22 protein-coding genes and 1 riboswitch are annotated in these 23,722 nt (G+C 72.0%); of the genes, 6 read left to right on the forward strand and 16 right to left on the reverse strand.

Annotated features, from left to right (window positions below):
• Positions 1–51: 51 nt before the first annotated feature.
• The 10 genes from ACFY7C_RS31475 to ribD all read right to left on the reverse strand — a co-directional run bounded on the left by ACFY7C_RS31475 (position 52) and on the right by ribD (position 8,581).
• On the reverse strand, positions 52–1,125 hold the full coding sequence (locus ACFY7C_RS31475; protein WP_389657120.1) for a hemolysin family protein: 1,074 nt from the start codon (positions 1,123–1,125) through the stop codon (positions 52–54).
• The gene (locus ACFY7C_RS31480) at positions 1,122–2,462 is read right to left on the reverse strand and encodes a hemolysin family protein (protein WP_389657123.1); all 1,341 of its coding nucleotides are present in this window, start codon (positions 2,460–2,462) and stop codon (positions 1,122–1,124) included. The genes ACFY7C_RS31475 and ACFY7C_RS31480 overlap by 4 nt, the downstream gene beginning before the upstream one ends.
• Positions 2,463–2,695: 233 nt before the next feature.
• Positions 2,696–3,157, reverse strand: a complete 462-nt coding sequence (locus ACFY7C_RS31485) for a PH domain-containing protein (protein ID WP_389657126.1) — start codon at positions 3,155–3,157, stop codon at positions 2,696–2,698.
• A 66-nt stretch (positions 3,158–3,223) separates the two neighbouring features.
• A complete protein-coding gene (hisG, locus tag ACFY7C_RS31490; protein WP_389657130.1) occupies positions 3,224–4,072 on the reverse strand; it encodes an ATP phosphoribosyltransferase in 849 nt (282 codons plus the stop codon).
• Between the two features lie 48 nt (positions 4,073–4,120).
• The gene (locus ACFY7C_RS31495) at positions 4,121–4,402 is read right to left on the reverse strand and encodes a phosphoribosyl-ATP diphosphatase (protein WP_389657133.1); all 282 of its coding nucleotides are present in this window, start codon (positions 4,400–4,402) and stop codon (positions 4,121–4,123) included.
• Between the two features lie 33 nt (positions 4,403–4,435).
• On the reverse strand, positions 4,436–4,921 hold the full coding sequence (gene ribH, locus ACFY7C_RS31500) for a 6,7-dimethyl-8-ribityllumazine synthase (protein ID WP_356701769.1): 486 nt from the start codon (positions 4,919–4,921) through the stop codon (positions 4,436–4,438).
• Positions 4,922–4,963: 42 nt separating this feature from the next.
• Positions 4,964–6,244 (reverse strand): bifunctional 3,4-dihydroxy-2-butanone-4-phosphate synthase/GTP cyclohydrolase II, encoded by a 1,281-nt coding sequence (locus ACFY7C_RS31505; protein ID WP_389657136.1) that lies wholly within the window; start codon positions 6,242–6,244, stop codon positions 4,964–4,966.
• Complete coding sequence (locus ACFY7C_RS31510) at positions 6,241–6,831, reverse strand: nicotinamide riboside transporter PnuC (RefSeq protein ID WP_389658125.1); 591 nt, start codon at positions 6,829–6,831, stop codon at positions 6,241–6,243. Before ACFY7C_RS31510 ends, ACFY7C_RS31505 begins: the two co-directional genes overlap by 4 nt.
• Positions 6,832–6,875: 44 nt before the next feature.
• Positions 6,876–7,484, reverse strand: a complete 609-nt coding sequence (locus ACFY7C_RS31515; protein ID WP_389657139.1) for a riboflavin synthase — start codon at positions 7,482–7,484, stop codon at positions 6,876–6,878.
• A gap of 2 nt (positions 7,485–7,486) precedes the next feature.
• A complete protein-coding gene (ribD, locus tag ACFY7C_RS31520) occupies positions 7,487–8,581 on the reverse strand; it encodes a bifunctional diaminohydroxyphosphoribosylaminopyrimidine deaminase/5-amino-6-(5-phosphoribosylamino)uracil reductase RibD (RefSeq protein ID WP_389657142.1) in 1,095 nt (364 codons plus the stop codon).
• 180 nt (positions 8,582–8,761) lie between these two features.
• A riboswitch (FMN riboswitch) is annotated at positions 8,762–8,891 on the reverse strand.
• Between the two features lie 281 nt (positions 8,892–9,172).
• Here ribD and ACFY7C_RS31525 point away from each other — a divergent pair.
• Positions 9,173–11,545, forward strand: a complete 2,373-nt coding sequence (locus tag ACFY7C_RS31525; protein WP_389657145.1) for a chitinase C-terminal domain-containing protein — start codon at positions 9,173–9,175, stop codon at positions 11,543–11,545.
• 125 nt (positions 11,546–11,670) lie between these two features.
• Here ACFY7C_RS31525 and ACFY7C_RS31530 read toward each other — a convergent pair whose 3' ends face one another.
• Entirely contained in the window at positions 11,671–12,798 is a 1,128-nt protein-coding gene (locus ACFY7C_RS31530; RefSeq protein ID WP_389657148.1) for an ROK family transcriptional regulator, read from the reverse strand.
• A gap of 107 nt (positions 12,799–12,905) precedes the next feature.
• On the opposite strand from ACFY7C_RS31530, the gene ACFY7C_RS31535 reads away from it, so the two are divergent.
• The 3 genes from ACFY7C_RS31535 (at position 12,906) to ACFY7C_RS31545 (ending at position 16,418) form a co-directional block, all read left to right on the forward strand.
• A complete protein-coding gene (locus ACFY7C_RS31535) occupies positions 12,906–14,114 on the forward strand; it encodes an MFS transporter (RefSeq protein WP_389657152.1) in 1,209 nt (402 codons plus the stop codon).
• Between the two features lie 104 nt (positions 14,115–14,218).
• Positions 14,219–15,619 (forward strand): uracil-xanthine permease family protein, encoded by a 1,401-nt coding sequence (locus ACFY7C_RS31540; protein ID WP_389657155.1) that lies wholly within the window; start codon positions 14,219–14,221, stop codon positions 15,617–15,619.
• 73 nt (positions 15,620–15,692) lie between these two features.
• Entirely contained in the window at positions 15,693–16,418 is a 726-nt protein-coding gene (locus tag ACFY7C_RS31545) for a DUF5995 family protein (RefSeq protein WP_389657158.1), read from the forward strand.
• Positions 16,419–16,424: 6 nt separating this feature from the next.
• On the opposite strand, the gene ACFY7C_RS31550 is transcribed toward ACFY7C_RS31545, so the two are convergent.
• Together ACFY7C_RS31550 and ACFY7C_RS31555 are read right to left on the reverse strand one after the other, a co-directional pair.
• The gene (locus ACFY7C_RS31550) at positions 16,425–18,119 is read right to left on the reverse strand and encodes a flavin monoamine oxidase family protein (RefSeq protein WP_389657161.1); all 1,695 of its coding nucleotides are present in this window, start codon (positions 18,117–18,119) and stop codon (positions 16,425–16,427) included.
• A 58-nt stretch (positions 18,120–18,177) separates the two neighbouring features.
• On the reverse strand, positions 18,178–18,984 hold the full coding sequence (locus ACFY7C_RS31555) for a carbon-nitrogen hydrolase family protein (protein ID WP_389657164.1): 807 nt from the start codon (positions 18,982–18,984) through the stop codon (positions 18,178–18,180).
• Positions 18,985–19,272: 288 nt separating this feature from the next.
• Here ACFY7C_RS31555 and ACFY7C_RS31560 point away from each other — a divergent pair, with 288 nt between their 5' ends.
• Complete coding sequence (locus ACFY7C_RS31560) at positions 19,273–19,815, forward strand: Repetin (protein WP_389657167.1); 543 nt, start codon at positions 19,273–19,275, stop codon at positions 19,813–19,815.
• A gap of 69 nt (positions 19,816–19,884) precedes the next feature.
• On the opposite strand, the gene ACFY7C_RS31565 is transcribed toward ACFY7C_RS31560, so the two are convergent.
• Both ACFY7C_RS31565 and ACFY7C_RS31570 read right to left on the reverse strand, forming a co-directional pair.
• Positions 19,885–20,340, reverse strand: coding sequence for an Lrp/AsnC family transcriptional regulator (locus tag ACFY7C_RS31565; protein ID WP_015032260.1), 456 nt, complete (start codon positions 20,338–20,340; stop codon positions 19,885–19,887).
• A gap of 10 nt (positions 20,341–20,350) precedes the next feature.
• On the reverse strand, positions 20,351–21,847 hold the full coding sequence (locus ACFY7C_RS31570) for an amino acid permease (protein WP_389657170.1): 1,497 nt from the start codon (positions 21,845–21,847) through the stop codon (positions 20,351–20,353).
• Positions 21,848–22,178: 331 nt separating this feature from the next.
• On the opposite strand from ACFY7C_RS31570, the gene ACFY7C_RS31575 reads away from it, so the two are divergent.
• Entirely contained in the window at positions 22,179–23,195 is a 1,017-nt protein-coding gene (locus ACFY7C_RS31575; protein WP_389657173.1) for a GDSL-type esterase/lipase family protein, read from the forward strand.
• On the opposite strand, the gene ACFY7C_RS31580 is transcribed toward ACFY7C_RS31575, so the two are convergent.
• Positions 23,179–23,682 carry a GNAT family N-acetyltransferase gene (locus tag ACFY7C_RS31580; protein ID WP_389657176.1) on the reverse strand — a complete coding sequence of 168 codons (504 nt, stop codon included), beginning with the start codon at positions 23,680–23,682 and terminating at the stop codon, positions 23,179–23,181. The two genes, ACFY7C_RS31575 and ACFY7C_RS31580, sit on opposite strands and share 17 nt — an antisense overlap.
• Positions 23,683–23,722: the final 40 nt, after the last annotated feature.

Consider the following 23,722-nt stretch of genomic DNA (forward strand, 5'->3'; position numbering starts at 1 on the left):
CGGATCCGATATTCGGATATTGGATCCGAGATCCGACCCGGGCCTCACGCCTCAGCTCGCCAGCACCTGCTCCGGCCTCGGAGGCCGCGGCGGCGACACCACCCGGTGCGCCGGGTCACGGACCTCGCCGACCAGGGTCTCCAGAACGTCCTCCAGGGCCACGAGACCCAGCACCCGGCCGGAGGCGTCCGCGACCTGGGCCAGATGGGTCGCGGCCCGGCGCATCACCGTGAGGGCGTCGTCCAGCGGCAGCTCGGCCCGCAGCGTGGCCATCGGCCGCCAGATCTGCTGGGGCACCGCCCGCTCCCCGTCCTCCAGGTCCAGGACGTCCTTCACGTGCACGAAGCCCATGAAGGTGCCGCCCCGGCCCTCGGCACACACCGGGAAGCGGGAGTAGCCGGTCCGGACCGTGAGTTCCTCGATCTGGCGCGGGGTGACGGACGGGGAGACCGTCACCAGGGAGGCCGAGGGGATGAGGACGTCCGTCACCGGGCGGGTGCCCAGTTCCAGGGCGTCCTCCAGCCGCTCCTGCTCGGCCGGGTCGAGCAGTCCGGCCTGACCGGCGTCCTCGACGAGCCGGCCGAGCTGGGTGCTGGTGAAGACCGCCTCCACCTCGTCCTTGGGCTCGACCCGGAAGGCCCGCAGCACCACCCGGGCACAGGCGCCCAGTGCGCGGGTCACCGGCCGGCAGAGCCGGGCGAAGCCGACCAGGGCGGGGCCGAGCCACAGCGCGGTCCGCTCGGGGGCGGCCATGGCCAGGTTCTTCGGGACCATCTCGCCGATCACCAGGTGGAGGAAGACCACCGCGGCGAGCGCGAGCACGTACCCGAGGGGATGGATCAGGCCCTCCGGCACACCCACGGCGTGGAAGACCGGTTCGAGCAGCCGGGCCACGGTCGGCTCGGCGACCGCGCCGAGCGTCAGCGAGCAGACGGTGATGCCGAACTGGGCGGCGGCCATCATCTGCGGCAGGTTCTCGAGCCCGTACAGGACCTGGCGGGCCCGTTTGCCGCCCAGCGGCTCGATCTGGCTGCGCCGCACGGACACCAGGGCGAACTCGGCGCCGACGAAGAAGCCGTTGGCGAGGACGAGCAGGAGGGCGAAGAGCAGGGGAAGCAGACTCATCGGGCCGCCTCCGCCGCGACCGGCACCTGGGCGGTGCGCATGATCCGCACCCGTTCGGCGCGGTAGCGGTCGACCTGGCGCACGGAGAGCCGCCAGCCGGGGAGTTCGGCACGGTCGCCCGGGGCGGGGATGCGCCCGAGCAGATCGGCGACGAGCCCGGCGACCGTCTCGTACGGCCCTTCGGGCACGTCGAGGCCTATCCGGTGCAGGGTGTGCACCCGGCAGGAGCCGTCGGCCTCCCAGACCTGCGAGCCGTCCTCGGAGGGCAGGGCGGCCAGTTCCGGCCGTTCGTCGGCGGCGGTGTCGTGCTCGTCGCGGACCTCGCCGACGAGCTCCTCGACGATGTCCTCCAGGGTGACGACCCCGGCGGTGCCGCCGTACTCGTCGACGACGACCGCGATCGGCTGCTCGCGGCGCAGCCGCTCCAGGAGCGTCCGGGCCGGCAGCGACTCGGGGACGAGCAGCGGCGGGACGGCGATCCGGCCCACGGGCACGCGATGCCGCTCGTGCGGCACGACGGCGAGGGCGTCCTTGAGATGGACCATGCCGACGATCTCGTCGATCCGCTCGCGGTAGACGGGGAACCGGGACAGGCCGGTGGCCCGGGTGAGGTTGACGACGTCGGCCGCGGTGGCGTCCGACTGCAGGGCGCTCACCTTGACCCGCGGGGTCATGAGCTGCTCGGCGGTCAGCCCGCCGAAGGACAGGGTCCGTACGAAGAGGTCGGCGGTGTCCTGTTCGAGGGCGCCGGCCCGGGCGGAGTGGCGGGCGAGGGCGACGAGCTCGCCCGGGGTGCGGACCGAGTCGAGCTCGTCCGCCGGTTCGACGCCGAACAGCCGGACGATCCGGTTGGCGACGGTGTTCAGGAGGGTGATCACGGGCCGGAACAGCGTGGCGAAGACATGCTGCGGTCCGGCGACGAACCGGGCCACCTGGAGCGGCCGGGAGACCGCCCAGTTCTTGGGCACGAGTTCGCCGACGACCATCTGCACGGCCGACGCCAGCAGCATGCCCACGATCACGGCGATGCCGGAGACGGCGCCCGCGGGCAGTCCGGTCGCGGTGAGCGGCCCGTCGAGCAGCCCGGCGAGCGCGGGCTCGGCGAGCATGCCGGTGACCAGCGAGGTGAGGGTGATGCCGAGCTGGGTGCCGGAGAGCTGGAAGGACAGCTCGCGCAGCGCCCTGACGACGGTGCGCGCCCGGCGGTCGCCTTCGGCGGCGGCGCGCTCGGCGTCGGCGCGTTCCACGGTCACGAGGCCGAACTCGGCGGCCACGAAGAAGCCGTTGGCGAGGATCAGGAGAAAGGCCGCGGCGAGCAGCAGCAGGGAGACGATCATGCCGCCGCCTCGGGGAAGAGGGCGGCGCAGGTACTACCGGACGATCCGTCCATTGCCGGAGGGAGTCACTCCTCGGGTCGAAGGGCTGCCTCGCGGGCCGCCGGCGGCGGCCCTGCACATACGCGAGGCGGTGGTGCCACTCGGCACCACCGCCACAAGAGTAATCACGCCCGTGCCGTCGCGGGCAGGGGGTCGGCCCCGTATGGGGGACGAACGGGGGACGGTCCGGGGGCTCAGGCCGCCCCGGCCGACTCGGCGCCGGTGCCCCGGCTCTCGGCGAGGGCCCGCAGCGCGCGGGCGTCCCTGATGGCCTGCTGCTTGGCGATTCCCGGCTGGATGCCGAGGGCCGGCAGGCTGGTGCCGTCGCTCAGGTCGAGGAAGACCCAGGGGTCGCCGGGGCGCAGGTTGACCCGGAGGATCTCCGCCCATGCCAGTCGGCGTGTCCGGGTGATGTTGACGACCGTCACCCCCTCCTGGTCGGCGACGACCTTGGGGCGGCTGAGCATCACCAGGACGCCGAGGAAGAGCGCGGCGGTGAAGACGAAGCTGACCCGCTCCCCCGGGTTGAGCCGCTCCAGCATCAGCGCGACCACGGTGATGACCACGAACATCACCGTCCCGACGGTCAGCAGCACCGCCCGGGTGCGGCCGGGCCGGAAGGTGACCGGGAGGGCGGGGGCGGTGGCGTCGGACATGGCGTTCCTAGCAGTGCGGTGCGAGCAGTGCGGGCCTGGCGATGCAGGTGCGAGCAGGCGGCGGGGTCAGAGGCGGCAGGCGTGGATGGCCGTGGTCAGGATCGCCCGGGCGCCCAGCTCGTAGAGGTCGTCCATGACCTTCTGCGCCTCCTTGGCGGGGACCATGGCGCGGACGGCGACCCAGCCCTCGTTGTGCAGCGGCGAGACGGTGGGCGACTCGAGGCCCGGGGTGAGGGCGACGGCCTGCTCCAGGTGCTCGGCGCGGCAGTCGTAGTCCATCATCACGTAGCTGCGGGCGACGAGGACGCCCTGGAGGCGGCGCAGGAACTGCTGGACCTTCGGGTCGTCGGTCGGGGCGCCGGTGCGGCGTACGACGACGGCCTCGGAGGTGAGGATCGGCTCGCCGATGACCTCCAGGCCGGCGTTGCGCAGGCTGGTGCCGGTCTCGACGACGTCCGCGATGATCTCGGCGACGCCCAGCTGGATCGCGGTCTCGACGGCGCCGTCGAGGTGGACGACGGAGGCGTCGACGCCCTGCTCGGCGAGGTGCTTGGCGACGATGCCCTCGTAGGAGGTGGCGATCGTCATCCCGTGGAAGTCCTCGGGGCCGCTCGCGGTGCCGGGCCGGGTGGCGTAGCGGAAGGTGGAGCGGCCGAAGTTCAGCGGCAGGATCTCCTCGGCGTTGGCGCCGGAGTCGAGGAGCAGGTCGCGGCCGGTGATGCCGATGTCGAGCCGGCCGGACGCCACGTAGATCGCGATGTCCTTGGGACGGAGGTAGAAGAACTCCACCTCGTTGTCCGGGTCGACGGTGACGAGCTCCTTGGACTCCTTGCGCTGCCGGTAGCCCGCCTCATGGAGCATCTCCATCGCAGGTCCGGAGAGTGAACCCTTGTTGGGGACGGCGATGCGCAGCATGGGGTGGGCTTCCTTTGCCTCAGAGGTTGGTGACGTAAGGGGAAAGAATCAGAGGTGGGCGTAGACGTCGTCGAGGGAGATCCCGCGGGCGACCATCATCACCTGGACGTGGTACAGCAGCTGCGAGATCTCCTCGGCGGCGGCTTCCCTGCCCTCGTACTCGGCGGCCATCCAGACCTCGGCGGCCTCCTCGACGACCTTCTTGCCGATGGCATGGACGCCCTTGCCGACCAGTTCCGCGGTGCGGGAGGTCGCCGGGTCGCCGGTCTCGGCCTTGAGCTTGAGCTCGGCGAAGAGCTCTTCGAAGCTCTTGCGGGTTTCGTTCGCCATGATGTCCTAAGAGTACGGGGTGGGGATCTGCACTCAGCGCCAGGGTTCGCTGACCGTCCGCAGCGTGGTCGCGGTGGCGACGGCGGCGGTGACGGCCTCGTGGCCCTTGTCCTCGCTGGAGCCTTCCAGGCCGGCCCGGTCCAGGGCCTGCTCCTCGTTGTCGACGGTCAGGACGCCGAATCCGACGGGTACGCCGGTGTCGATCGAGACCTGGGTGAGGCCGTGGGTGACGCCCTGGCACACGTACTCGAAGTGCGGCGTTCCGCCGCGGATGACGACGCCGAGCGCCACGATGGCATCGTAGCCGCGACCGGCGAGCACCTTCGCCACGACCGGGAGCTCGAAGCTGCCGGGGACGCGCAGCAGGGTGGGCTCCTCGATGCCGAGCTCGCTCAGGGCGCGCAGGGCGCCGTCGACGAGGCCGTCCATGATCTTCTCGTGCCACTGGGCCGCGACGACCGCGACGCGGAGGTCGCCGCAGTTCTTCACGCTGAGGACGGGTGCGCCCTTGCCGCTCATGTCTCTCCTTGGTCCTGCTCGGGTGACTTGTGTACGGGTGACTTACTGGTTGCCGCAGGTGGCGGCCGGGGAGCCGTCCAGCCAGGGCAGGTCGTGGCCCATCCGGTCGCGCTTGGTGCGCAGGTAGCGGAGGTTGTGCTCGCCCGCCGTGACGGGCATGGGCTCGCGGCCCTCGACGTCGAGGCCGTGGCGGGTGAGGGCGTCGATCTTGTCCGGGTTGTTGGTCATCAGCCGCACACCGCGGACGCCGAGGTCGGCGAGGATCTGCGCGCCGGCCGCGTAGTCGCGGGCGTCGGCGGGCAGCCCGAGCTCCAGGTTGGCGTCGAGGGTGTCGCGGCCGCGCTCCTGGAGCTCGTACGCGCGCAGCTTGGACAGCAGTCCGATGCCACGACCCTCGTGGCCGCGCAGATAGACGACGACGCCGCGGCCGGCCTCGGTGATGCGGTCCATGGAGGCCTGGAGCTGGGGGCCGCAGTCGCAGCGCAGCGAGTGGAAGACGTCGCCGGTCAGGCACTCGGAGTGGACCCGGACCAGAACGTCCCGGCCGTCGCCGATCTCGCCGTGGACGAGGGCGACGTGCTCGACGCCGTCGACGGTGGAGCGGTAGCCGTACGCGGTGAACTCGCCGTGCGCCGTGGGCAGGTGGACCTCGGCCTCGCGGCGGACGGTCGGCTCGGCGGAGCGGCGGTAGGCGATCAGGTCCTCGATGGAGATGATCGTCAGGCCGTGCTTGCGGGCGAACGGGATCAGCTCCGGCAGCCGCAGCATGACGCCGTCCTCGCCGGCGATCTCGACGATCGCGCCGGCCGGGCGCAGACCCGCGAGGCGGGCGAGGTCCACCGCCGCCTCGGTGTGGCCGTTGCGGACCAGGACGCCGCCTTCCTTGGCGCGCAGCGGGAAGATGTGGCCCGGCCGGACGAAGTCGGAGGGCTCGTATTCGCCGCTCGCCAGCATCCGCAGGGTGGTGGCGCGGTCGGCGGCGGAGATGCCGGTGGTGACGCCGTGGGCGGGGGCCGCGTCGACGGAGACGGTGAAGGCGGTCCGCATCGACTCGGTGTTGTGCTCGACCATCTGCGGGAGCTGGAGGCGCTCCAGCTCGTCGTTCTCCATGGGTGCGCAGATCAGGCCGCGGCACTCGCTCATCATGAAGGCGATGACCTCGGGGGTGGCCATCTCCGCGGCGATGACGAGGTCGCCCTCGTTCTCGCGGTCCTCGTCGTCGACCACGACGACGGGGCGGCCCGCGGCGATGTCGCGGATGGCCTGCTCGACGGGGTCGAGGGCGAGGTCGGTGGCGTCGAACAGAAGGGGTGCCGTGCTCATGCCGCTGCTCCTTCCAGGGCCGGAGCGGTGCGCGTCCGGAGCCACCAGTCGCGCATGCCCCAGATGACGAGGGCGAAGTAGATGACGTAGACCAGGCCGGAGAAGGCGAGGCCGCTGTTGAAGGCGAGGGGGACGCCGACGAGGTCGACGAGGAGCCAGGCGAACCAGAACTCGACCAGGCCGCGGGCCTGGGCGACCATCGCGACGAGGGTGCCGACGAAGATGTACGCGTCGGCCCAGGGGCTCCAGGAGAGCGACGGGTAGAGGGTGAACAGTCCGCCGACGGCGAGGGTGCCGAGGACGGCGCCGGCGAGGAGCAGTCCGCGCTCCTTCCAGGTGGCGAAGCGGACGGCGATGGAGCCGTCCTGGGCCTGCTGCCGGCCTCGGTTCCACTGCCACCAGCCCCAGGCGGCCACGGCGATGACGAGGAGCTGCTTGCCGACGCCGCCGGAGAGGTGGGCGGAGGCGTAGGCGCCGACGAGGATGACGCCGGAGAGCAGCTGGGCGGGCCAGGTGAGGATGGAGCGGCGCCAGCCGAGGGCCAGGGCGATCAGACCGATCGTGTTGCCGATCATGTCGGACCACATGATGTGCTGACCGAAGACGGTGAACGCCTCGGAGTTGAGCCAGTTCACTTGACGTTCTCCTGTGCGTTCGGGCCGAGCAGCCGCTCGACGTACTTGGCGATGACGTCCACCTCGAGGTTGACCGGGTCGCCGGGCTGCTTGATGCCGAGCGTGGTCAGGGCGAGGGTGGTGGGGATGAGGCTGATGGTGAACCAGTCGTCGCCGACCTCGACGACGGTGAGGCTGACGCCGTCGACGGTGATGGAGCCCTTCTCGACGATGTAGCGGGCGAGCGGGGCGGGCAGGCCGACCTTGACGATCTCCCAGTGCTCGGAGGGGGTCCGCTCCAGGACGGTGCCGGTGCCGTCGACGTGTCCCTGGACGATGTGGCCGCCGAGGTGCCCGCCGACGGCCATGGGCCGCTCCAGGTTGACCCGGGAGCCGACCTCCAGGGCGCCGAGCGAGGACCGCTTGAGGGTCTCGGCCATGACGTCGGCAGTGAACTCCCCGTCACCGAACTCGACCACCGTGAGGCAGACGCCGTTGACGGCGATCGAGTCGCCGTGCTGGGCGCCCTCGGTGACCAGGGGGCCGCGCAGGCGGAAGCGGGAGGCGTCCGCCAGTCGCTCGACGGCGACGACCTCGCCCAGCTCTTCGACGATTCCGGTGAACACGGTCAGGCTCCCTTGGAGGTGAGGGTCGCGGTGATGCGGAGGTCGGGTCCGACGGGCGTGGTCTCGGTGATGTCGAGCCGCAGCGCGTCGGCGATGGTGGTGATGCCGGCGTCGGCCAGCGCGTGCGGGCCGGCGCCGAGGAGGACGGGGGCGAGGTAGCCGACGACCTGGTCGACGGCGCCGGCGGCGACGAAGGCGCCGGCGAGGGTGGGGCCGCCCTCCAGGAGGACGGAGCGGACGCCGCGGTCGTACAGGGCGGCGAGGAGGGCCGGCACGGACAGGCCGCGGCCGTCCCTGGGGAGGCGTACGACCTGCTCGCTCGCGAGGGTCGTCCCGGCGTCCTCGGCGATCGCGATCAGGGTGGGCGCGGCGTCGTCCAGGACGCGGGCGCCGGGCTGCACGGCGGTGGCGTCGGTGTCGACGACGACCCGCAGCGGCTGGACGATCTCCTCGGCCGCCGCGGTGCCCCGGACGGCGAGGTGCGGGTCGTCGGCGCGGGCGGTGCCGGAGCCGACGACGACGGCGTCGGACTCGGCGCGCAGCCGGTGGACGTCGGCGCGGGACTCGGCAGAGCTGATCCAGCGGGAGGTGCCGTCGGCGGCGGCGATCCGGCCGTCGAGGGTGGCGGCGTACTTCCAGCGGACGAAGGGGCGGCCCTGGCGGACGGAGGTGAGCCAGGCGATGTTGCCGGCCTCGGCCTCGTCCTGGAGGAGGCCCTGCGTCACCTCGACGCCGGCCGCGCCGAGGGTGTCGGCACCGCCCGTGGCCTGCGGGTTCGGGTCGCCGACGGCGTAGACGACACGGGCGATCCCGGCCTCGATCAGGGCCTGGGCGCAGGGGCCGGTGCGGCCGGTGTGGTTGCAGGGTTCGAGGGTGACGTAGGCGGTGCCGCCGCGGGCCAGGACGCCGGCCTCGCGCAGGGCGTGGACCTCGGCGTGCGGGCCGCCGGCGCGCCGGTGCCAGCCCTCGCCGACCTGGTGGCCGGAGGCGTCGGTGATGACGCAGCCGACGACGGGGTTGGGGCTGGTGGAGCCGAGACCGCGGGCGGCGAGCGCGATCGCGCGTCGCATGGCGGTGATGTCGGCCTGCTGGGCCACCGGGTCCTCCTGCCTCTTCGGGCACGGACTCCGGGGCCTGTCGATGACGACAGAGAGCGGGTACGACGGCTCGCGCAGGGGGTGCGTGGGCCTTCAGTCCCCGGTACGCCGGTGCGGCACTCGTGCCGAGACGGCGACCAGCGGACGTACGGCCGGCACACCCCTGGAAAGGGTCGCCCGCCGCGCACTGCCTCCCATCCGGACTTTCACCGTCGGTCCAGGAATCTCACCTGGTCAACCGGCCGCTGGCTGCGGACGGGTCGCGGACTATACCGCCGGTTCGGAATTACACCGACCCCGGAGTGCGCTGCTGCTGATACAGGGCCAGTGTGCCACGGCCGGGGAGCGGCCATGCGGGTGAAGCCCTGTGGGCTGGCTCACAAAGCGCCATGCCCCTGTCACACCCCACGCCTGGAGACCTCTCCCGAATTCCTCGTTGGTCCAGACCTATTGACGCACTGGTCTAGTCCTCTTAATCTCCGAGTCACCTCCGAGGTACGGCCCGCCGGCGTGCGCACTCCACGGGCCCAACACGATCCACCCCCTTGTTCGTTGTTGTGCTCTGCCGACCTCCCCCTGGAGGAACCGACCGTGTTGTCCCCCACGAAGAAGAGGGCGTCGCTGCTCGCTTCCGGCGCCGCCGTCGCCGGACTGCTGATCAGCTCCCTCGCCTCCGGCGGCGTCTCGTACGCCGCCGACAACGAGTCCTGTCGCCCCGACGGCCTCTACAAGACCCCCGGCGTCGACGTCCCGTACTGCTCGGTCTACGACACCGAGGGCCGCGAGAAGATGGGCGCGGACCACCAGCGCCGGGTGATCGGCTACTTCACCGGCTGGCGCACCGGCAGGAACGGCGAGCCCGCCTACCTCGCCAAGGACATTCCCTGGGACAAGATCACCCACATCAACTACGCCTTCGGGCACGTCGGCGGCGACAACAAGCTGTCCGTGGGCACCGACGGTCCGGACAACGCGGCCACCGGGATGACCTGGCCCGGTGTCGCGGGCGCGGAGATGGACCCGGCGTACGCCTACAAGGGCCACTTCAACCTGCTCAACAAGTTCAAGAAGCAGCACCCCGACGTGAAGACGCTGATCTCGGTCGGCGGCTGGGCGGAGACCGGCGGCTACTTCGACGACAAGGGCACCCGGGTGAACTCGGGCGGCTTCTACTCCATGGCGACCAACGCCGACGGGTCGGTCAACCAGGCCGGGATCGACACGTTCGCGAACTCGGCCGTCGACTTCATCCGGAAGTACGGCTTCAACGGCGTCGACATCGACTACGAGTACCCCACGACGATGAAGGACGCCGGCAACCCGCTCGACTGGCAGCTCGCCAACGCGCGCCGCGCCGGCCTCGTCCAGGGCTACGCCGCCCTGATGAAGTCCCTGCGCGAGAAGCTCGACCGGGCCGGTGCCGCCGACGGGAAGCACTACCTGCTGACCGTCGCCGCGCCCTCCTCCGGCTACCTGCTGCGCGGCATGGAGACCTTCCAGGTGCAGAAGTACCTGGACTACGTCAACATCATGTCCTACGACCTGCACGGCGCCTGGAACGAGTACGTCGGCCCGAACGCCTCGCTCTTCGACGACGGCAAGGACGGCGAGCTGGCGGCCGCGAACGTCTACGGCTCCTCCCAGTACGGCGGCATCGGCTACCTCAACACCGACTGGGCGTACCACTACTTCCGCGGCTCGATGCCGGCCGGCCGGATCAACATCGGCCTGCCCTACTACACCCGCGGCCACAAGAACGTGCAGGGCGGCACCGACGGTCTGTGGGGCAAGGCCGCAGCGACCAGCTGCCCGGCCGGCGCCGGCCTGACCAAGTGCGGTGACGGCGCCGTCGGCATCGACAACCTGTGGCACGACAAGGACACCAGCGGGCAGGAGTCGCCCGCCGGTTCCAACCCGATGTGGCACGCCAAGAACCTGGAGAAGGGGATCGTCGGCGACTACGTCACGAAGTACGGCTTCCCCGCGAACACCACGCTCACCGGCACCTACGCCCGCAAGTACGACTCCACGCTGGTCGCGCCGTGGCTGTGGAACGCCCAGAAGAAGGTCTTCCTCTCCACCGAGGACGAGCAGTCGGTGGCCGCCAAGGCGGACTACGTCGTCAGCCGCGGCATCGGCGGCACGATGGTCTGGGAGATGGCCGGCGACTACGACTGGAACGCCGCCAAGGGTCAGTACGAGATGGGTGACACGCTCACCTCCCTGATGTACGACAAGTTCAAGGCGGCCACCCCGTACGGCGCCAAGAAGTCGAACAAGGCGCTGCCGGCCCAGGCGGTGAACGTGGGCGTGGAGTTCACCGAGTTCAAGCTCGGCGACTCCAACTACCCGATCACCCCCAAGATCAAGATCACCAACAACACCAAGACGGCGCTGCCGGGCGGCACCGAGTTCCAGTTCGACTACGCGACCGCCGCCCCGGGCAACGCCTCCGACCAGTCCGGCTTCGGTACGAAGGTGATCAGCAGCGACCACACGGGCGGCAACGTGGGCGGCCTGAAGGGCGACTTCCACCGGGTCTCGCTGAAGCTGCCGGCCTGGCAGTCGCTGGCCCCGGGCGCGAGTGTCGACCTGGCGTTCAACTACTACCTGCCGGTCTCGACCCCGTCGAACTGGACGGTGAACATCAGCGGCACGACGTACGCGCTCGCCGGCGACCTGGCCCGCGGCACGACGGTCGTCGAGCCGGGCGGCTCGACCCCGACGCCCACCCCGACGCCGACCCCGACCGGTCCGACGCCCACCCCCACCGGGCCGACCCCGACCCCCACGCCCACGGGTGGCACCTGCACCGCGCCGGCGTACGTGGCGGGCACGGTCTACAACGCGGGGAACCTGGTCTCCCACAAGGGCCGCACCTGGAAGGCCCAGTGGTGGACCCAGAACGAGGAGCCGGGCACGACCGGCGAGTGGGGCGTCTGGAGGGACCAGGGCGCCTGCTGATCGACACGACCCGAGAACCCCCGGCGGTGGTCTCACGGCCCTTGGCCGCCGCCGGGCCTCCCCCGCCCGCGCCGCGCTCCCCTGTCCGGAGCGCGGCGCGGTCGCGTTTCCCGGGCCCGCCCCCCTTACGGGAAGAGGGCGTCCTGCGCCGCGTCGCGGGCGGTCAGGAGCGCGCCGCGCAGGATGGCGGCGTCGCCGAGGGTGGTGGCGCGGACCTCGGTGCGCAGCGGGGACAGCTCGGCGAGGCGGGCCTCCACGCGGGCGGCGAGGCCGGGGCCGCCACGGTGGCCGGTCTCGCCCGCGAGGACGACGCAGCCGGGGTCGAGGACGGCCGCGACGGCGGCCGCGCCGATGGCGAGCCGGTCGGCGAGGGCGTCGAGGAAGGGGGCGTGGCCGGATTCCAGGGCGGTGGCGGGGTCGAGGCCGTGGGTGCGGGCGAGGGCGGCGACCGCGGCGGCGCAGGCCAGCTCGTCGAAGCCGCCGTCACAGCCGTGGGCGGAGGGCAGCCCGGAGGTGCCCGGCACCGGCAGGAAGCCGATCTCGCCCGCTCCCCCGGAGGCCCCGCGGCGCAGCCGCCCGTCCAGGACGATCGCCGCGCCCACCCCCTGGCCGAGCCAGAGCAGCACGAAGGTGTCGCGGTCCTGGCGGGCGGCGCCCTCGCGCAGTTCGGCGACGGCGGCGAGGTTGACCTCGTTCTCCACCAGGACGGCGGCGGGCAGTCGTTCCTGGAGGGCGGCGATCAGGCGCCGGTGCCATTCGGGGAGCTGGGCGGTGTCCCGCAGCTCCCGGGTGGCCGGGTCGATGAGGCCGGGGGCGCCGACGGCCACGCTGTGCAGCCGGGCGGCGCCGGCCTCGGCCGCGGTGCGTTCGAGGAGGGCGACGGCCCGGTCGGCGGCCGGTCCGGGTGCGGCGCCCTCGTCGATCGGCAGGGACGCCTCGGCGAGGGTGGTGCCGAGGAGGTCGGCGACCACGACGGTGACGGAGCGGGTGCGCACGTCGAGGGCGGCGAGATGGGCGCGGTCGGCGACGATCCCGTACAGCTTGGCGTTGGGGCCGCGGCGCTCGGCGCCGCTCTCGCCGACGACATGGACGAGCCCGGAGTCCCGGAGCCGCTCGACGAGGTCGGCGACGGTGGGGCGGGACAGTCCGGTGAGCGTCTTGAGCTGGGTCGCCGTCAACGGGCCCTCGGCCTGGAGCAGTCGCAGGGCGAGCCGGTCGTTGATGGCCCGCGCGGTGCTCGGGGATGCGGCCATGCGGCGATCCTCTCAGACGGACTCGGACTTCCGTTCCCCTCGGCCCACTATTTATCAGGCAGGGTTCCTGATAGTTTACGCCGAGACCACGACCCAAGGGAGGGACCATGGCGGCGGAGACCGTCTTCAGCACCGAACGGCTGCGCCGGGCCCGGTTCGCCGTCGCCGCCGTCTTCTGCGTCCACGGCGCGGTCACGGGCAGCTTCGCCACCCGCATCCCCTGGATCCAGGACCACGCGGGCGTCAGCCCGGGCCAGCTGGGTCTCGCCCTCGCCTTCCCGGCGATCGGCGCCTCGCTCGCGATGCCGCTGGCCGGCGCGATCAGCCACCGCTTCGGCGCCCGTACCGCGCTGCGCGGCCTGCTCACGCTGTGGACCCTGTCGCTGATCCTGCCGTCCCTCGCGCCGAACATCTACGGACTGTGCGCGGCCCTCTTCGTCTACGGCGCCGCCGCCGGCATGTCCGACGTGGCCATGAACGCGCTCGGCGTCGAGACCGAGAACCGGCTCGGCCGCTCGATCATGTCCAGCCTCCACGGCATGTGGAGCGCCGGTGCCCTGATCGGCTCCGCGGCCGGCACCGTCGCCGCCCACCTCGGCGGCGACGCCCGGCTGCACCATCTGATCGCCGCCCTGGTCCTGACCGTGATCGGGCTCGTCTGCTGCCAGGGCGTGCTCGACCTGCAGAGCGCGCCCGAGGAGGAGGCGCCGCCGCGCTTCTCGCTGCCCCCGAAGTCGGCGCTGGTCATCGGCGCCATCGGCTTCTGCGGGGTGTTCGCGGAGGGCGCCAGCCTGGACTGGTCGGCCGTCTACCTCAGGGACGAGCTGGGCACGTCGGCCGGTCTGGCCGCGGCGTCCACCACCGCCTTCGCCCTCACCATGGCCGTGGCACGCCTCGTCGGCGACCGGGTGGTGGACCGCTTCGGCGCGGTGCGGACGGTACGCGTGGGAGGCCTGGCCGCCACCCTGGGCGGGCTCCTCGTGGTGTTCGCCCCGCACGCGGCCCTCGCGCTGACCGGTTTCGGACTCATCGGGCTCGGCGTCGCGGTCGTCGTCCCGCTGGCGTTCGCCGCCGCGGGGCGCAGCGGCCCGAACCCGAGCCAGGCCATCGCGGGCGTCGCCACCATCACGTACACCTCGGGCCTCATCGCCCCGTCGGCGATCGGCGGGATCGCCGACGCCACCTCGCTGGTCTTCTCCTTCGGCCTGGTCACGCTGCTGACGTTCGGGCTCGTCCTGGGGGCGGGCGTGCTGCGGTCGGGCGGCCGGGCCCCGGCCGGGACGACGAAGGTCGGTGCCTCGGACGGGGTCCGCTGACCGGCGGCGCACTACCATGTGGCTGATCTTTTTCGGTCCCGCTCCCGGCCCCGGCACGACGGGACCGGAGCCACCGGAATCCCCTTGAGAACTGGAGCGACCACATGAGCCTCGGCGTGCGCTGGACCCTGCACGGCGACGGGAGGACACCCGCCCCCGGAGCCGTCGTCCGTCCGGACGAACGCCTCTCCTGGCCCCGTACGGTCGGTCTCGGCGCCCAGCACGTGGTGGCGATGTTCGGCGCCTCGTTCGTGGCTCCGGTCCTCATGGGCCTCGACCCGAACCTCGCGATCATGATGTCCGGTGTCGCCACCGTGATCTTCCTGCTCGCGACCCGCGGCACGGTCCCGTCCTACCTGGGCTGCTCGCTCTCCTTCGTGGGCGTCGCCGCCGCGATCCGGGCCTCCGGCGGCGACAGCGCCACCGTCACCGGCGCGGTGCTCGTGGTCGGCGTGGTGCTCTTCCTCGCCGGTCTCGCGGTCGCGAGGTTCGGCGCGCGGATCATCCACGCGGCCATGCCGCCGGTCGTCACCGGCGCGGTGGTCATGCTGATCGGCTTCAACCTGGCCCCGGTCACCGCCTCCACGTACTGGCCGCAGGACCAGTGGACGGCGCTGCTGGTGATGCTGTTCACCGGTCTGGCCGTGGTCGCGCTGCGCGGCTTCTGGTCGCGGATCGCGATCTTCCTCGGCCTGATCTTCGGCTACGGCATCTCCTGGGTCTTCGACCTGGTCTTCGGCAGGATCCACTCGATGTCCCCGAGCGGCCAGGTCACCGACCACTGGCGACTGGACCTGTCCGGCGTCGGCAAGGCCGACTGGATCGGCCTGCCCTCCTTCCACGGACCGAGCTTCGAGTGGTCCGCGATCCTGGTGGCGCTGCCCGTGGTCATCGCGCTGATCGCCGAGAACGCCGGACACGTCAAGGCCGTCGGCGAGATGACCGGCGACCCGCTGGACGACAGGCTCGGCACCGCGATCGCCGCCGACGGCGCCGCCTCCGTGCTGTCCACCGCCGTGGGCGGCCCGCCGAACACCACGTACTCCGAGAACATCGGCGTCATGGCCGCCACCCGCGTCTACTCCACCGCCGCCTACTGGGCCGCGGCCGGCTTCGCGCTGCTCTTCGGCCTGTGCCCCAAGTTCGGCGCGGTCGTCGCCGCCATCCCCGGCGGCGTGCTCGGCGGCATCACCGTGATCCTGTACGGCATGATCGGCCTGCTCGGCGCGCAGATCTGGATCAACGCCGGGGTCGACCTGCGCAACCCGCTCAACCTGGTGCCCGCCGCGGCCGGCATCATCATCGGCGTCGGCGGGGTGAAGCTCACCTTCACCGACACCTTCGAGCTCGGCGGCATCGCGCTCGGCACCCTCGTCGTCATCACCGGCTACCACGTGCTGCGCGCCTTCGCCCCGGCCCACATGAAGCAGCAGGAGCCCCTGCTCGACGCCGGCACCAGCTCGTACGAGACCACGGACGGCCAGGAACCCGCCGCCAAGCCGTAACCGATTCGCCCGATCTGGGGAAGCCGGGCGGCGGAATCCTTCCGTCCGGCTCTCCGGCTGCCACGCTGCACCCATGGCATCCACGGCGCAGACGCAGGACATGGCGCAGCAGGACATCGAGCTCGGGCCGTTCACGGCCGTCGATCCCGTGGTGGACCGGATGCGGGCCATCCGTTCCGCCTGGCACCCCTCGGACGGGGTCGCCGTGTTCAACCGGGTCTATCTGACCGTCACCGAGGAGATCGGCCGGGCCATCGAGGCGGGCACGTTCGCCGACCGGCAGGCCGCCGCCACCCTCGACGTACGGTTCGCCGAGCGCTATCTCGCGGTCGTCGACGCCGTCGCCACCGACCGTCCGGCCCCCGCCTGCTGGCGGCCGCTCTTCCACTACCGGCGCCACCCCGGCGTACGGCCCCTCCAGTTCGCGCTCGCCGGGATCAACGCGCACATCGGCCACGACCTGGCCCTCGCGGTGGTCGACACCTGCCGGACCCTGGACTGCGCGCCCGCCGACCTGGAGGACGAGTTCCACCGGGTCGGCGACGTGCTGGTCCTCCTGGAGGAGCGGATCCGGGAGGAACTGATGCCGGGCCCGGACCTCCTGGAGGTCACGGACCCGCTGACGCATCTGCTCGGCTGCTGGAGCCTGGACCGGGCCCGCGACGGGGCCTGGCTCGCCGCCCGCTCGCTGTGGCAGCTGCGGCGGCTGCCCGACCTGGCCGAGGAGTTCACCGAACGCCTCGACCGGTCGGTGGGCCTGGTGGGGCGGATGATGCTCACGCCCCTCACCAGGCCCTGACCCGGATCAGTCCTCCGGCAGCTCGACCGGGGCGATCTCGTCGTACACGTCGCCCGGGCCCGGGTTGGTGGCGTCGGTCTCGCCGCCGAAGTGGTGCATCACGCCCCACACCGCGTTGAGCGCCGTCTGCACCGCGCCCTCGGCCCAGCCGGCCGTCCAGGAGATGTCGTCGCCGGCGAGGAAGATGCCCCGCTTGTCCTCGGGCAGCCGGTCCTGCATGAAGTGCGTGAACAGGCGGCGCTGGTAGCGGTAGTGGCCCGGCAGGTTGGCCTTGAAGGCGCCCATGAAGTAGGGCTCGTTCTCCCAGGAGACCGTCACCGGGTTGCCGATGATGTGCTTCCGGATGTCGACCTTCGGGTAGATCTCGCCGAGCGACTTCAGCATGACCTCCATCCGCTCGTTCGCGGACAGCGGCAGCCACTTCAGGCTGTCGTCGCACCACGTGTACGAGAGGCAGATGACGGCCGGCTTGTCCGGGCCGTCGTCCAGGAGGTAGGTGCCGCGGGTCATCCGGTCGGTCAGCGTCATCGACATGACGTCCCGGCCGGTCTCCTCGTCCTTGTCCAGCCAGAACGGCCGGTCGACGGGCACGAAGAGCTTGGACGACTCCATGTAGTGGGTGCGCTCGATCGCCGTCCAGTGGTCGATCGGGAAGAGCGAGTCGTCACACGCGATCTTGGACAGCAGCATCCAGGACTGCGCGGTGAAGATCGCCGCCTGGTACGTACGGATGTCACCGGAGGCGTCCGTGACGGTGATCCGGTTGCCGGCGGTGCGGTTCAGGCGCGTGACGGCCGGCTTGGGGGTGCCGTCGTGCAGCGAGGACAGCGAGGTGCCCTGCGCCCAGTGGACGATCTTCTCCGGCTCGCGCTCCCACAGGCGCAGCGGCAGCTGCTGGGAGCCGCCCACGATGCCGCGGTGGTGGTCGTCGGCCTCGGTGTAGACGACCCGCAGGATCTCCAGGATGGAGTTGGGGAAGTCGGTGTCCCAGCCGCCGGTGCCGAAGCCGACCTGGCCGAAGATCTCCCGGTGCCGGAAGGACTTGAAGGCGTCGGAGTCGCACAGGAAGCCGTAGAAGGTCTGGTTGTCGAGCTTCTCGACGAGCTTGGCCCAGATCTCGCGGATGCGCGGCACGTCGCGCTCGCGCATGGCCTGGTTCATGTCGGAGAAGTCGGCGCCCTCCTCCAGGCAGTCGTTCCACGCCTTCGCCACGTCGCGGTAGACCTGCGGCAGGTCGTCGACGGTCTCGGCGTAGTGCGACTCGCCCTTGAGGTCGACGACGGTCGACGGGGTGGACTCGGCCAGCGGGTTCGGGAACGGCGTGGTCTTCAGGCCCACCAGGTCGATGTAGTGCTGCAGCGCCGTGGAGGACGGCGGGAAGCGCATCGCGCCCATCTCGGCGGTCAGGCCGTCCGTGCCGGTGCCCTCGAAGCCGACGGTGCGCAGCCGGCCGCCGATCTGGTCGGCCTCGTAGACGACGGGCTTCAGGCCCATCTTCATCAGCTCGTACGCGGCGATGATCCCGGAGAGCCCGCCGCCGATGACGGCGACCTCGGTGCCGTGCTCGGTCGCGGGTATCTGGCCGAGACCGGCCGGGTGGGCCAGGAAGTCGTCGTAGGCGTACGGGAAGTCCGGGCCGAACATGGTGATCGGCGGCTGACCGTCGGTGTGCTGGACGGCGGTGGGCACCGTGGACGTCATGGGGTACGGACTCCTTGCACGAAACAGGTGAGGCAGGGGGAGGGCGGGGCGGGCCGGCTCAGACGAGGGAGCCGTAGAGCCCGGGGCGGCGGTCGCGGAGGTAGGGGTTGACCTTCCGGGAGGCCGCCAGGAAGTCGGGGTCGACCTCGCCGATCACGAGGTCCTCGCCGCGCCCGGCGCGGACCCGGGCGGTGCCGTCGGGGGCGGCGAGGGTGGACAGGCCGACGAACTCGAAGTCGCCCTCGGGGCCGGTCCGGTTGGCGTACGCGATGTAGAGCTGGTTCTCGAAGGCGCGCACGGGGACGACGGAGTCGGGGACGATCTCGGCCGGGTGCATCAGCGCGGTCGGCACGAGGAGGAGGTCCGTGCCGGCCAGCGCCTGCGCCCGTACGTTCTCGGGGAACTCGACGTCGTAGCAGATCATCAGGCCGATGGTGAGGCCGTCGAGCTCCGCCTGGACGACACCGTCGTCGCCGGGCGTGAACCACTTCGCCTCGAAGTCGCCGAAGAGGTGGGTCTTGCGGTAGTGCGCCAGCACCGCGCCGTCGGCGCCGAAGAGCTGAGCCGAGTTGTACAGCACGCCGTGCCGCTCGGTGTCGCGCTCCGGGTAGCCGTAGCCGACGGCCAGGCCGTGGCGGGCGGCGATGTCCGCGACCGCGCGGGCGGAGGGGCCGTCGGAGGGCTCGGCGAGCCGCGCGAGGTCGGGGCCGATGGCGTAGCCGGTCAGGAACAGCTCGGGGGCCAGCAGAAGGCGCGCACCGGCGTCGGCGGCCCGCGCCGCGGCCTCGTCGAGGATCTTCAGATTGGCGGCCACGTCACCGAGCTGTCCGGAGCTCTGGAGCAGGGCGGTGCGCAGCGCGGGCATGAGCGATCCTCGGGGGGCGGAGTTGAGGGGGAAGACGTCAAAAACGGTACGGTTTCGCGCTCGGTCGGGACAAGGCGGGAGCGTTGCGGACCGACCGTCGAACCGTTGCGCGATTCTCGACGGCGGCGGCGATTCGTTGCGCACGGCTCCGACCGGGGGTGTACGGCTCCCCCGCCGCGCGGCGGAGACGGGGACCGTTCCCCGGCGCGACGCCGTGGCGCGGGCGGCGCGGAAGAGTGGTGGTCGTCCGGAAGACAGCCGGACGACCTGCCGAAAGGACCAGTCGACATGAACCGTCGTACGAAGATCGCCGCCCTGGCCGCCGCCCTGTTGATCACGGCGGGGGCGGCCGGTTCCGCCACCGCCTCGGGGGACGGGAAGGGCGGCGACCGCGAGGCGGCGGCGCTGACCGGCACCGCCAAGCTCTACCGGCCGGCCGGCGACGACATCACCTTCTCCTTCGACGCGCACCTGGCGGCGAAGGACACCATGGACCCGCAGGCCGCGACCGGCACCTTCCGCTACAGCCACTACAAGAACGGCGAGGGCGGCTACGCGGTGGCCGAGGTCGACTGCCTCACCACCGGCGGGAAGGTGGCCGTGGTGACGGGCGTCGTCGTCGACACCGATCTGGAGCCCCTCAGGGGGAAGCGGGTCGGGATCTCCGTGCACGACGACGGGAAGCGCGACCGGCTGGGCTACAGCTGGGTCGGGCGGGACGCGAGCGTGGAGGTGCCGCCCTGCCTGAGCGCCGCGCCCTTCGAGAAGGTGCGGGCCGGCACGGGTGACTTCCAGGTACTGCCCTGGCACCTGGTCTACCCGACCGAATAGACCGACCGCATAGACCGACCGCCCCGTCCCACGGGGGTGGGCGGGGCGGTCGACAGGCCGCGCGGGGCCTTACGCGGGCGAGCCGGAGGAGAAGCGCCGCAGCAGCGGCGAGAGCACCAGGACGGACTTGGTGCGCTCCACGAAGGGCTCGCCCGCGATCCGCTCCAGGACGCGCTCGAAGTGGCGCATGTCGGAGGCGAAGACCTGGACGACGGCGTCCGCGTCACCGGTGACGGTCGACGCGGACACCACCTCCGGGTACCGCTCCAACCCGCGCCGGATGTCGTCCGGCGAGGTGTTGTGGCGGCAGTAGATCTCGACGAACCCCTCCGTCTCCCAGCCGAGCGCCGCCGGGTCCACCCGTACGGTGAATCCGGTGATGGCGCCCTCGGCCCGGAGCCGGTCCACGCGCCGTTTGACGGCGGGCGCGGAGAGGCCGACGAGCGAGCCGATGTCGGCGTAGCTGCGGCGGGCGTCTTCCGCGAGGGCGTGGACGATGCGTTCGTCGAGGTCGTTGAGTCGCACTACGGGTGGATCACTTCTCTGCGGGGGCCTCTGCCAGGGCCGGGGCCGTGGCCAGTCGGGAGCGGCGCATGCCGTACAGGAAGTAGAACACGAGACCCACGGCCATCCAGGCACCGAAGTACGCCCAGGTGATCAGGTCGAGGCTGTACATGCTGTAGGCGCAGCACACGAAGCCGAGCACCGGGAAGACCGGGCCGAAGGGCACCTTGAAGGTGCGCTCCATGTCCTTGCGGGTGGAGCGGAGCACCACCACGGCGACGTTGACGAGGGCGAACGCGAAGAGCGTGCCGATGCTGGTGGCGTTGACCAGCTCGCCGAGCGGGACGACGGCGGCGAGGACGCCGCACAGCAGGGAGACGATCAGCGTGTTGACGCGGGGCGTGCCGGTGCGGGCGTCGACCTTGCCGAACACCTTGGGCACCAGGCCGTCGCGGGACATCGCGAAGAGGATGCGGGTCTGGCCGTAGAGCACGGTGAGGACGACGCTGGCGATGGAGATGACGGCACCGGCGGCGAGCAGGGTGCCCCAGAAGCTCTGGCCCGTGACATCGTTCATGATCGCGGCCAGCGAGGCCTCGGAGCCCGCGAACTTCTTCCAGTCCCAGGCGCCCACGGCGACGGCGGCGACGAGCACGTACAGCGCGGTCACGATGACCAGCGAGAGCATGATCGCCCGCGGCAGGTCACGCTTGGGGTCCTTGGCCTCCTCGCCGGCGGTGGAGGCGGCGTCGAAGCCGATGTAGGAGAAGAAGAGGATCGCTCCCGCGGCGCCGACGCTCCCGATGCCGAGCGGCATGAAGTCGGAGTAGTTGCCGGACTTGAAGCCCATGAAGCCGACGGCGCAGAAGAGCACCAGGGCGGCGATCTTCACGCCCACCATGATCGTGTTCGCACGGGCCGACTCGCGGGCGCCGCCGAGCAGGAAGAGCATGGCGAGGACGACGACGATCAGCGCCGGCAGGTTGAACACGCCGCCGTCGCCGGGGGGCGCGCTGAGCGTCTCGGGGAGGGTGACGCCGATCGTGCCGTCGAGCAGCTCGTTGAGGTAGTCGCCCCAGCCGACCGCCACGGCGGCGACCGAGACGCCGTACTCCAGCATCAGGCACCAGCCGCACACCCAGGCGACGAGTTCACCCATCGTTGCGTACGCGTACGAGTACGAGGATCCGGCGACCGGTATGGTCCCGGCCAGCTCGGCGTACGAGAGCGCCGAGAAGAGCGCGGTGAGGCCGGCGAAGACGAACGCCAGCGTGACCGCCGGGCCGGCCTCGGGAACGGCCTCGCCGAGCACGACGAAGATGCCGGTGCCGAGCGTCGCACCGATGCTGATCATGGTCAGCTGCCACATCGAGAGCGAGCGGCGGAGGCTGCCGCCCTCGCCCTGGCCACCCTCTGCGACCAGGTCTTCGACCGGCTTGCGGCGGGTGAGGGCGGAGAGCCCGGAAGTCTTGCGGGCGGTCGGGACGGTCGTGTCCTCGGCCGGTGGGGCTGCGCCGTGGTCCAGCACTGCGGAGGCTCCTTATCGCTGCCTGTGACGAGGCGAGGACCGCGGCGGTACGCGGGCATGTCGAGACAGCCCACGGGGGAAGGGGGAACCGCCGAGCAGGCGGTCGCCGCCACTCCTGGTACGAGGCACGAGCCTAAGCGCTGAGGCTTCGCACTCGTAATGCAGGGTTGTTGCGCACTGTCGAATGATCATTGCGCGCTTCCGACACAGACGGGGAAACATTGCGCTCCCCCGCATGAATCGACACATCGGGGGCGTACGGAGGCCCGTTCAGGTGCATGGACTCCTTGTGGCGCATGACCCACGCCGCACCCGCCGATCGGAGGTCGTCGTGAGCTGGCTCGAACCGGAACCCTTTCTGCGCGGTACGGCATGGCGGGACGGCGCACGGCCGGTCCGGGCCGACCCCGCGGACCTGGGACGGCTGCCCTCGGACATCGCCGCGCGGGCGGCGCTGCCCATCGGGGTGCGGGTGGAGTTCAGGGCGGCGCCGGGCACCCGGGCGGTGGAGCTGCGCTACCGGGCGGCCGTGCCGGCGGCGGGCGACGCCCTGCGGGCGCTGCGGCACGGCTTCGCGCTCTGGGACAGGTCACGCTGTCTCGCCGAGGTGTTCGCCGAGCCCGCCGAGGAGTCCGCCGTCCGCATCGAACTCCCTCCCGGCGGCGGCGAGTTCACCATCCATCTCCCGGAGGGACAGGCCCCGTTCGTCCGGGGCATCAGGCCGCTCGGCGGCGCCCTGGCCCCCGCGCCGCGGCGCCCGCGCTGGCTGGTCCACGGCGACTCGATCACCGAGGGCTGGTGGGCCACCCGGCCCGCGCACTCCTGGCCCGCGACGGCCGGCCGCACGCTCGGGCTCGACCCGGTCAACCTCGGCTACGCGGGCGGCGCGCGCGGCGAGCTGCCCCTCGCCGAGCAGCTCTCCCGCCTCCCGGGCGAGCTGATCACGCTCGCCTTCGGCACCAACTGCTGGGGGGCCGTGCCCCATTCGGCCCCGCTGCTCTACGAGACGACCCGGGCCTTCGTCACCCTGGTCCGCCGCGGCCACCCGGGCACCCCGCTGCTGCTGCTCTCCCCCGTGCTGCGCCCCGCGGCCGAGCGGACCGGGAACGCCCTGGGCGCCACGCTCGCGGAGCTGCGCACGGCCATGGAGGAGGCCCTACGGGACCTCAGGGCGGCCGGCGACGCCCGTCTGGCGCTGCTGCCCGGCCGGGAGCTCCTCGGCCCGGAGGACCTGGCGGACGGCCTCCACCCGAACGACCGGGGCCACGCGCGGATCGCGGCGGCGGTGGCGGCGGCGCTGCGCGAGGCGGGCTTCGTGGGGCGAGCGGGGGTCAGTCCAGCCGCCTGACCAGGAACGTGCAGGAGTCGGCCTCGTGGTGCGTCCGCCCCTGCGGGTCCGTGTACGACCAGCGGTCGATGTAGGCGGTCACGGGCTCGTAGCCCAGCCGCGCGTACAGCGCCGCCGCCCGGGGGTTGTCGTGGGCCACGCCGAGCCCGAGGAGGCCCGCGCCGCGCTTCCGCGCCAGCTCCTCGGCCGCCCGGACCAGCTCCGTGCCGATGCCCTGCCCGCGCAGCTCCGCCCGTACGTCCAGGCCGTTGAACTCGGGGCAGTCGCCGAGCACGGCCCGCACCTCGGGCGCCGCGCAGCCGTCCCAGCGCACCTGGCCGTGCCCGACCGGCTCGCCGTCGCGCCAGGCGATCAGATACGTGCCGAGCCCGGCCTCCTGCCGCGCGAACCGCCCGGGATGACGGTCCGGCGCGCCGGGAGCGGGCAGGTGTCGGTCGAGCGGGGTGAGGTCCTCGGCCCGGCAGGGTCTGATCTCCGTAAGGTCCATGCGGCCGACCGTACGGGAAGGCCGTGGGCCCCCGGGAGGT

Origin of the sequence: Streptomyces sp. NPDC012769 (assembly GCF_042901205.1) — a bacterium.
Classification (GTDB): domain Bacteria; phylum Actinomycetota; class Actinomycetes; order Streptomycetales; family Streptomycetaceae; genus Streptomyces.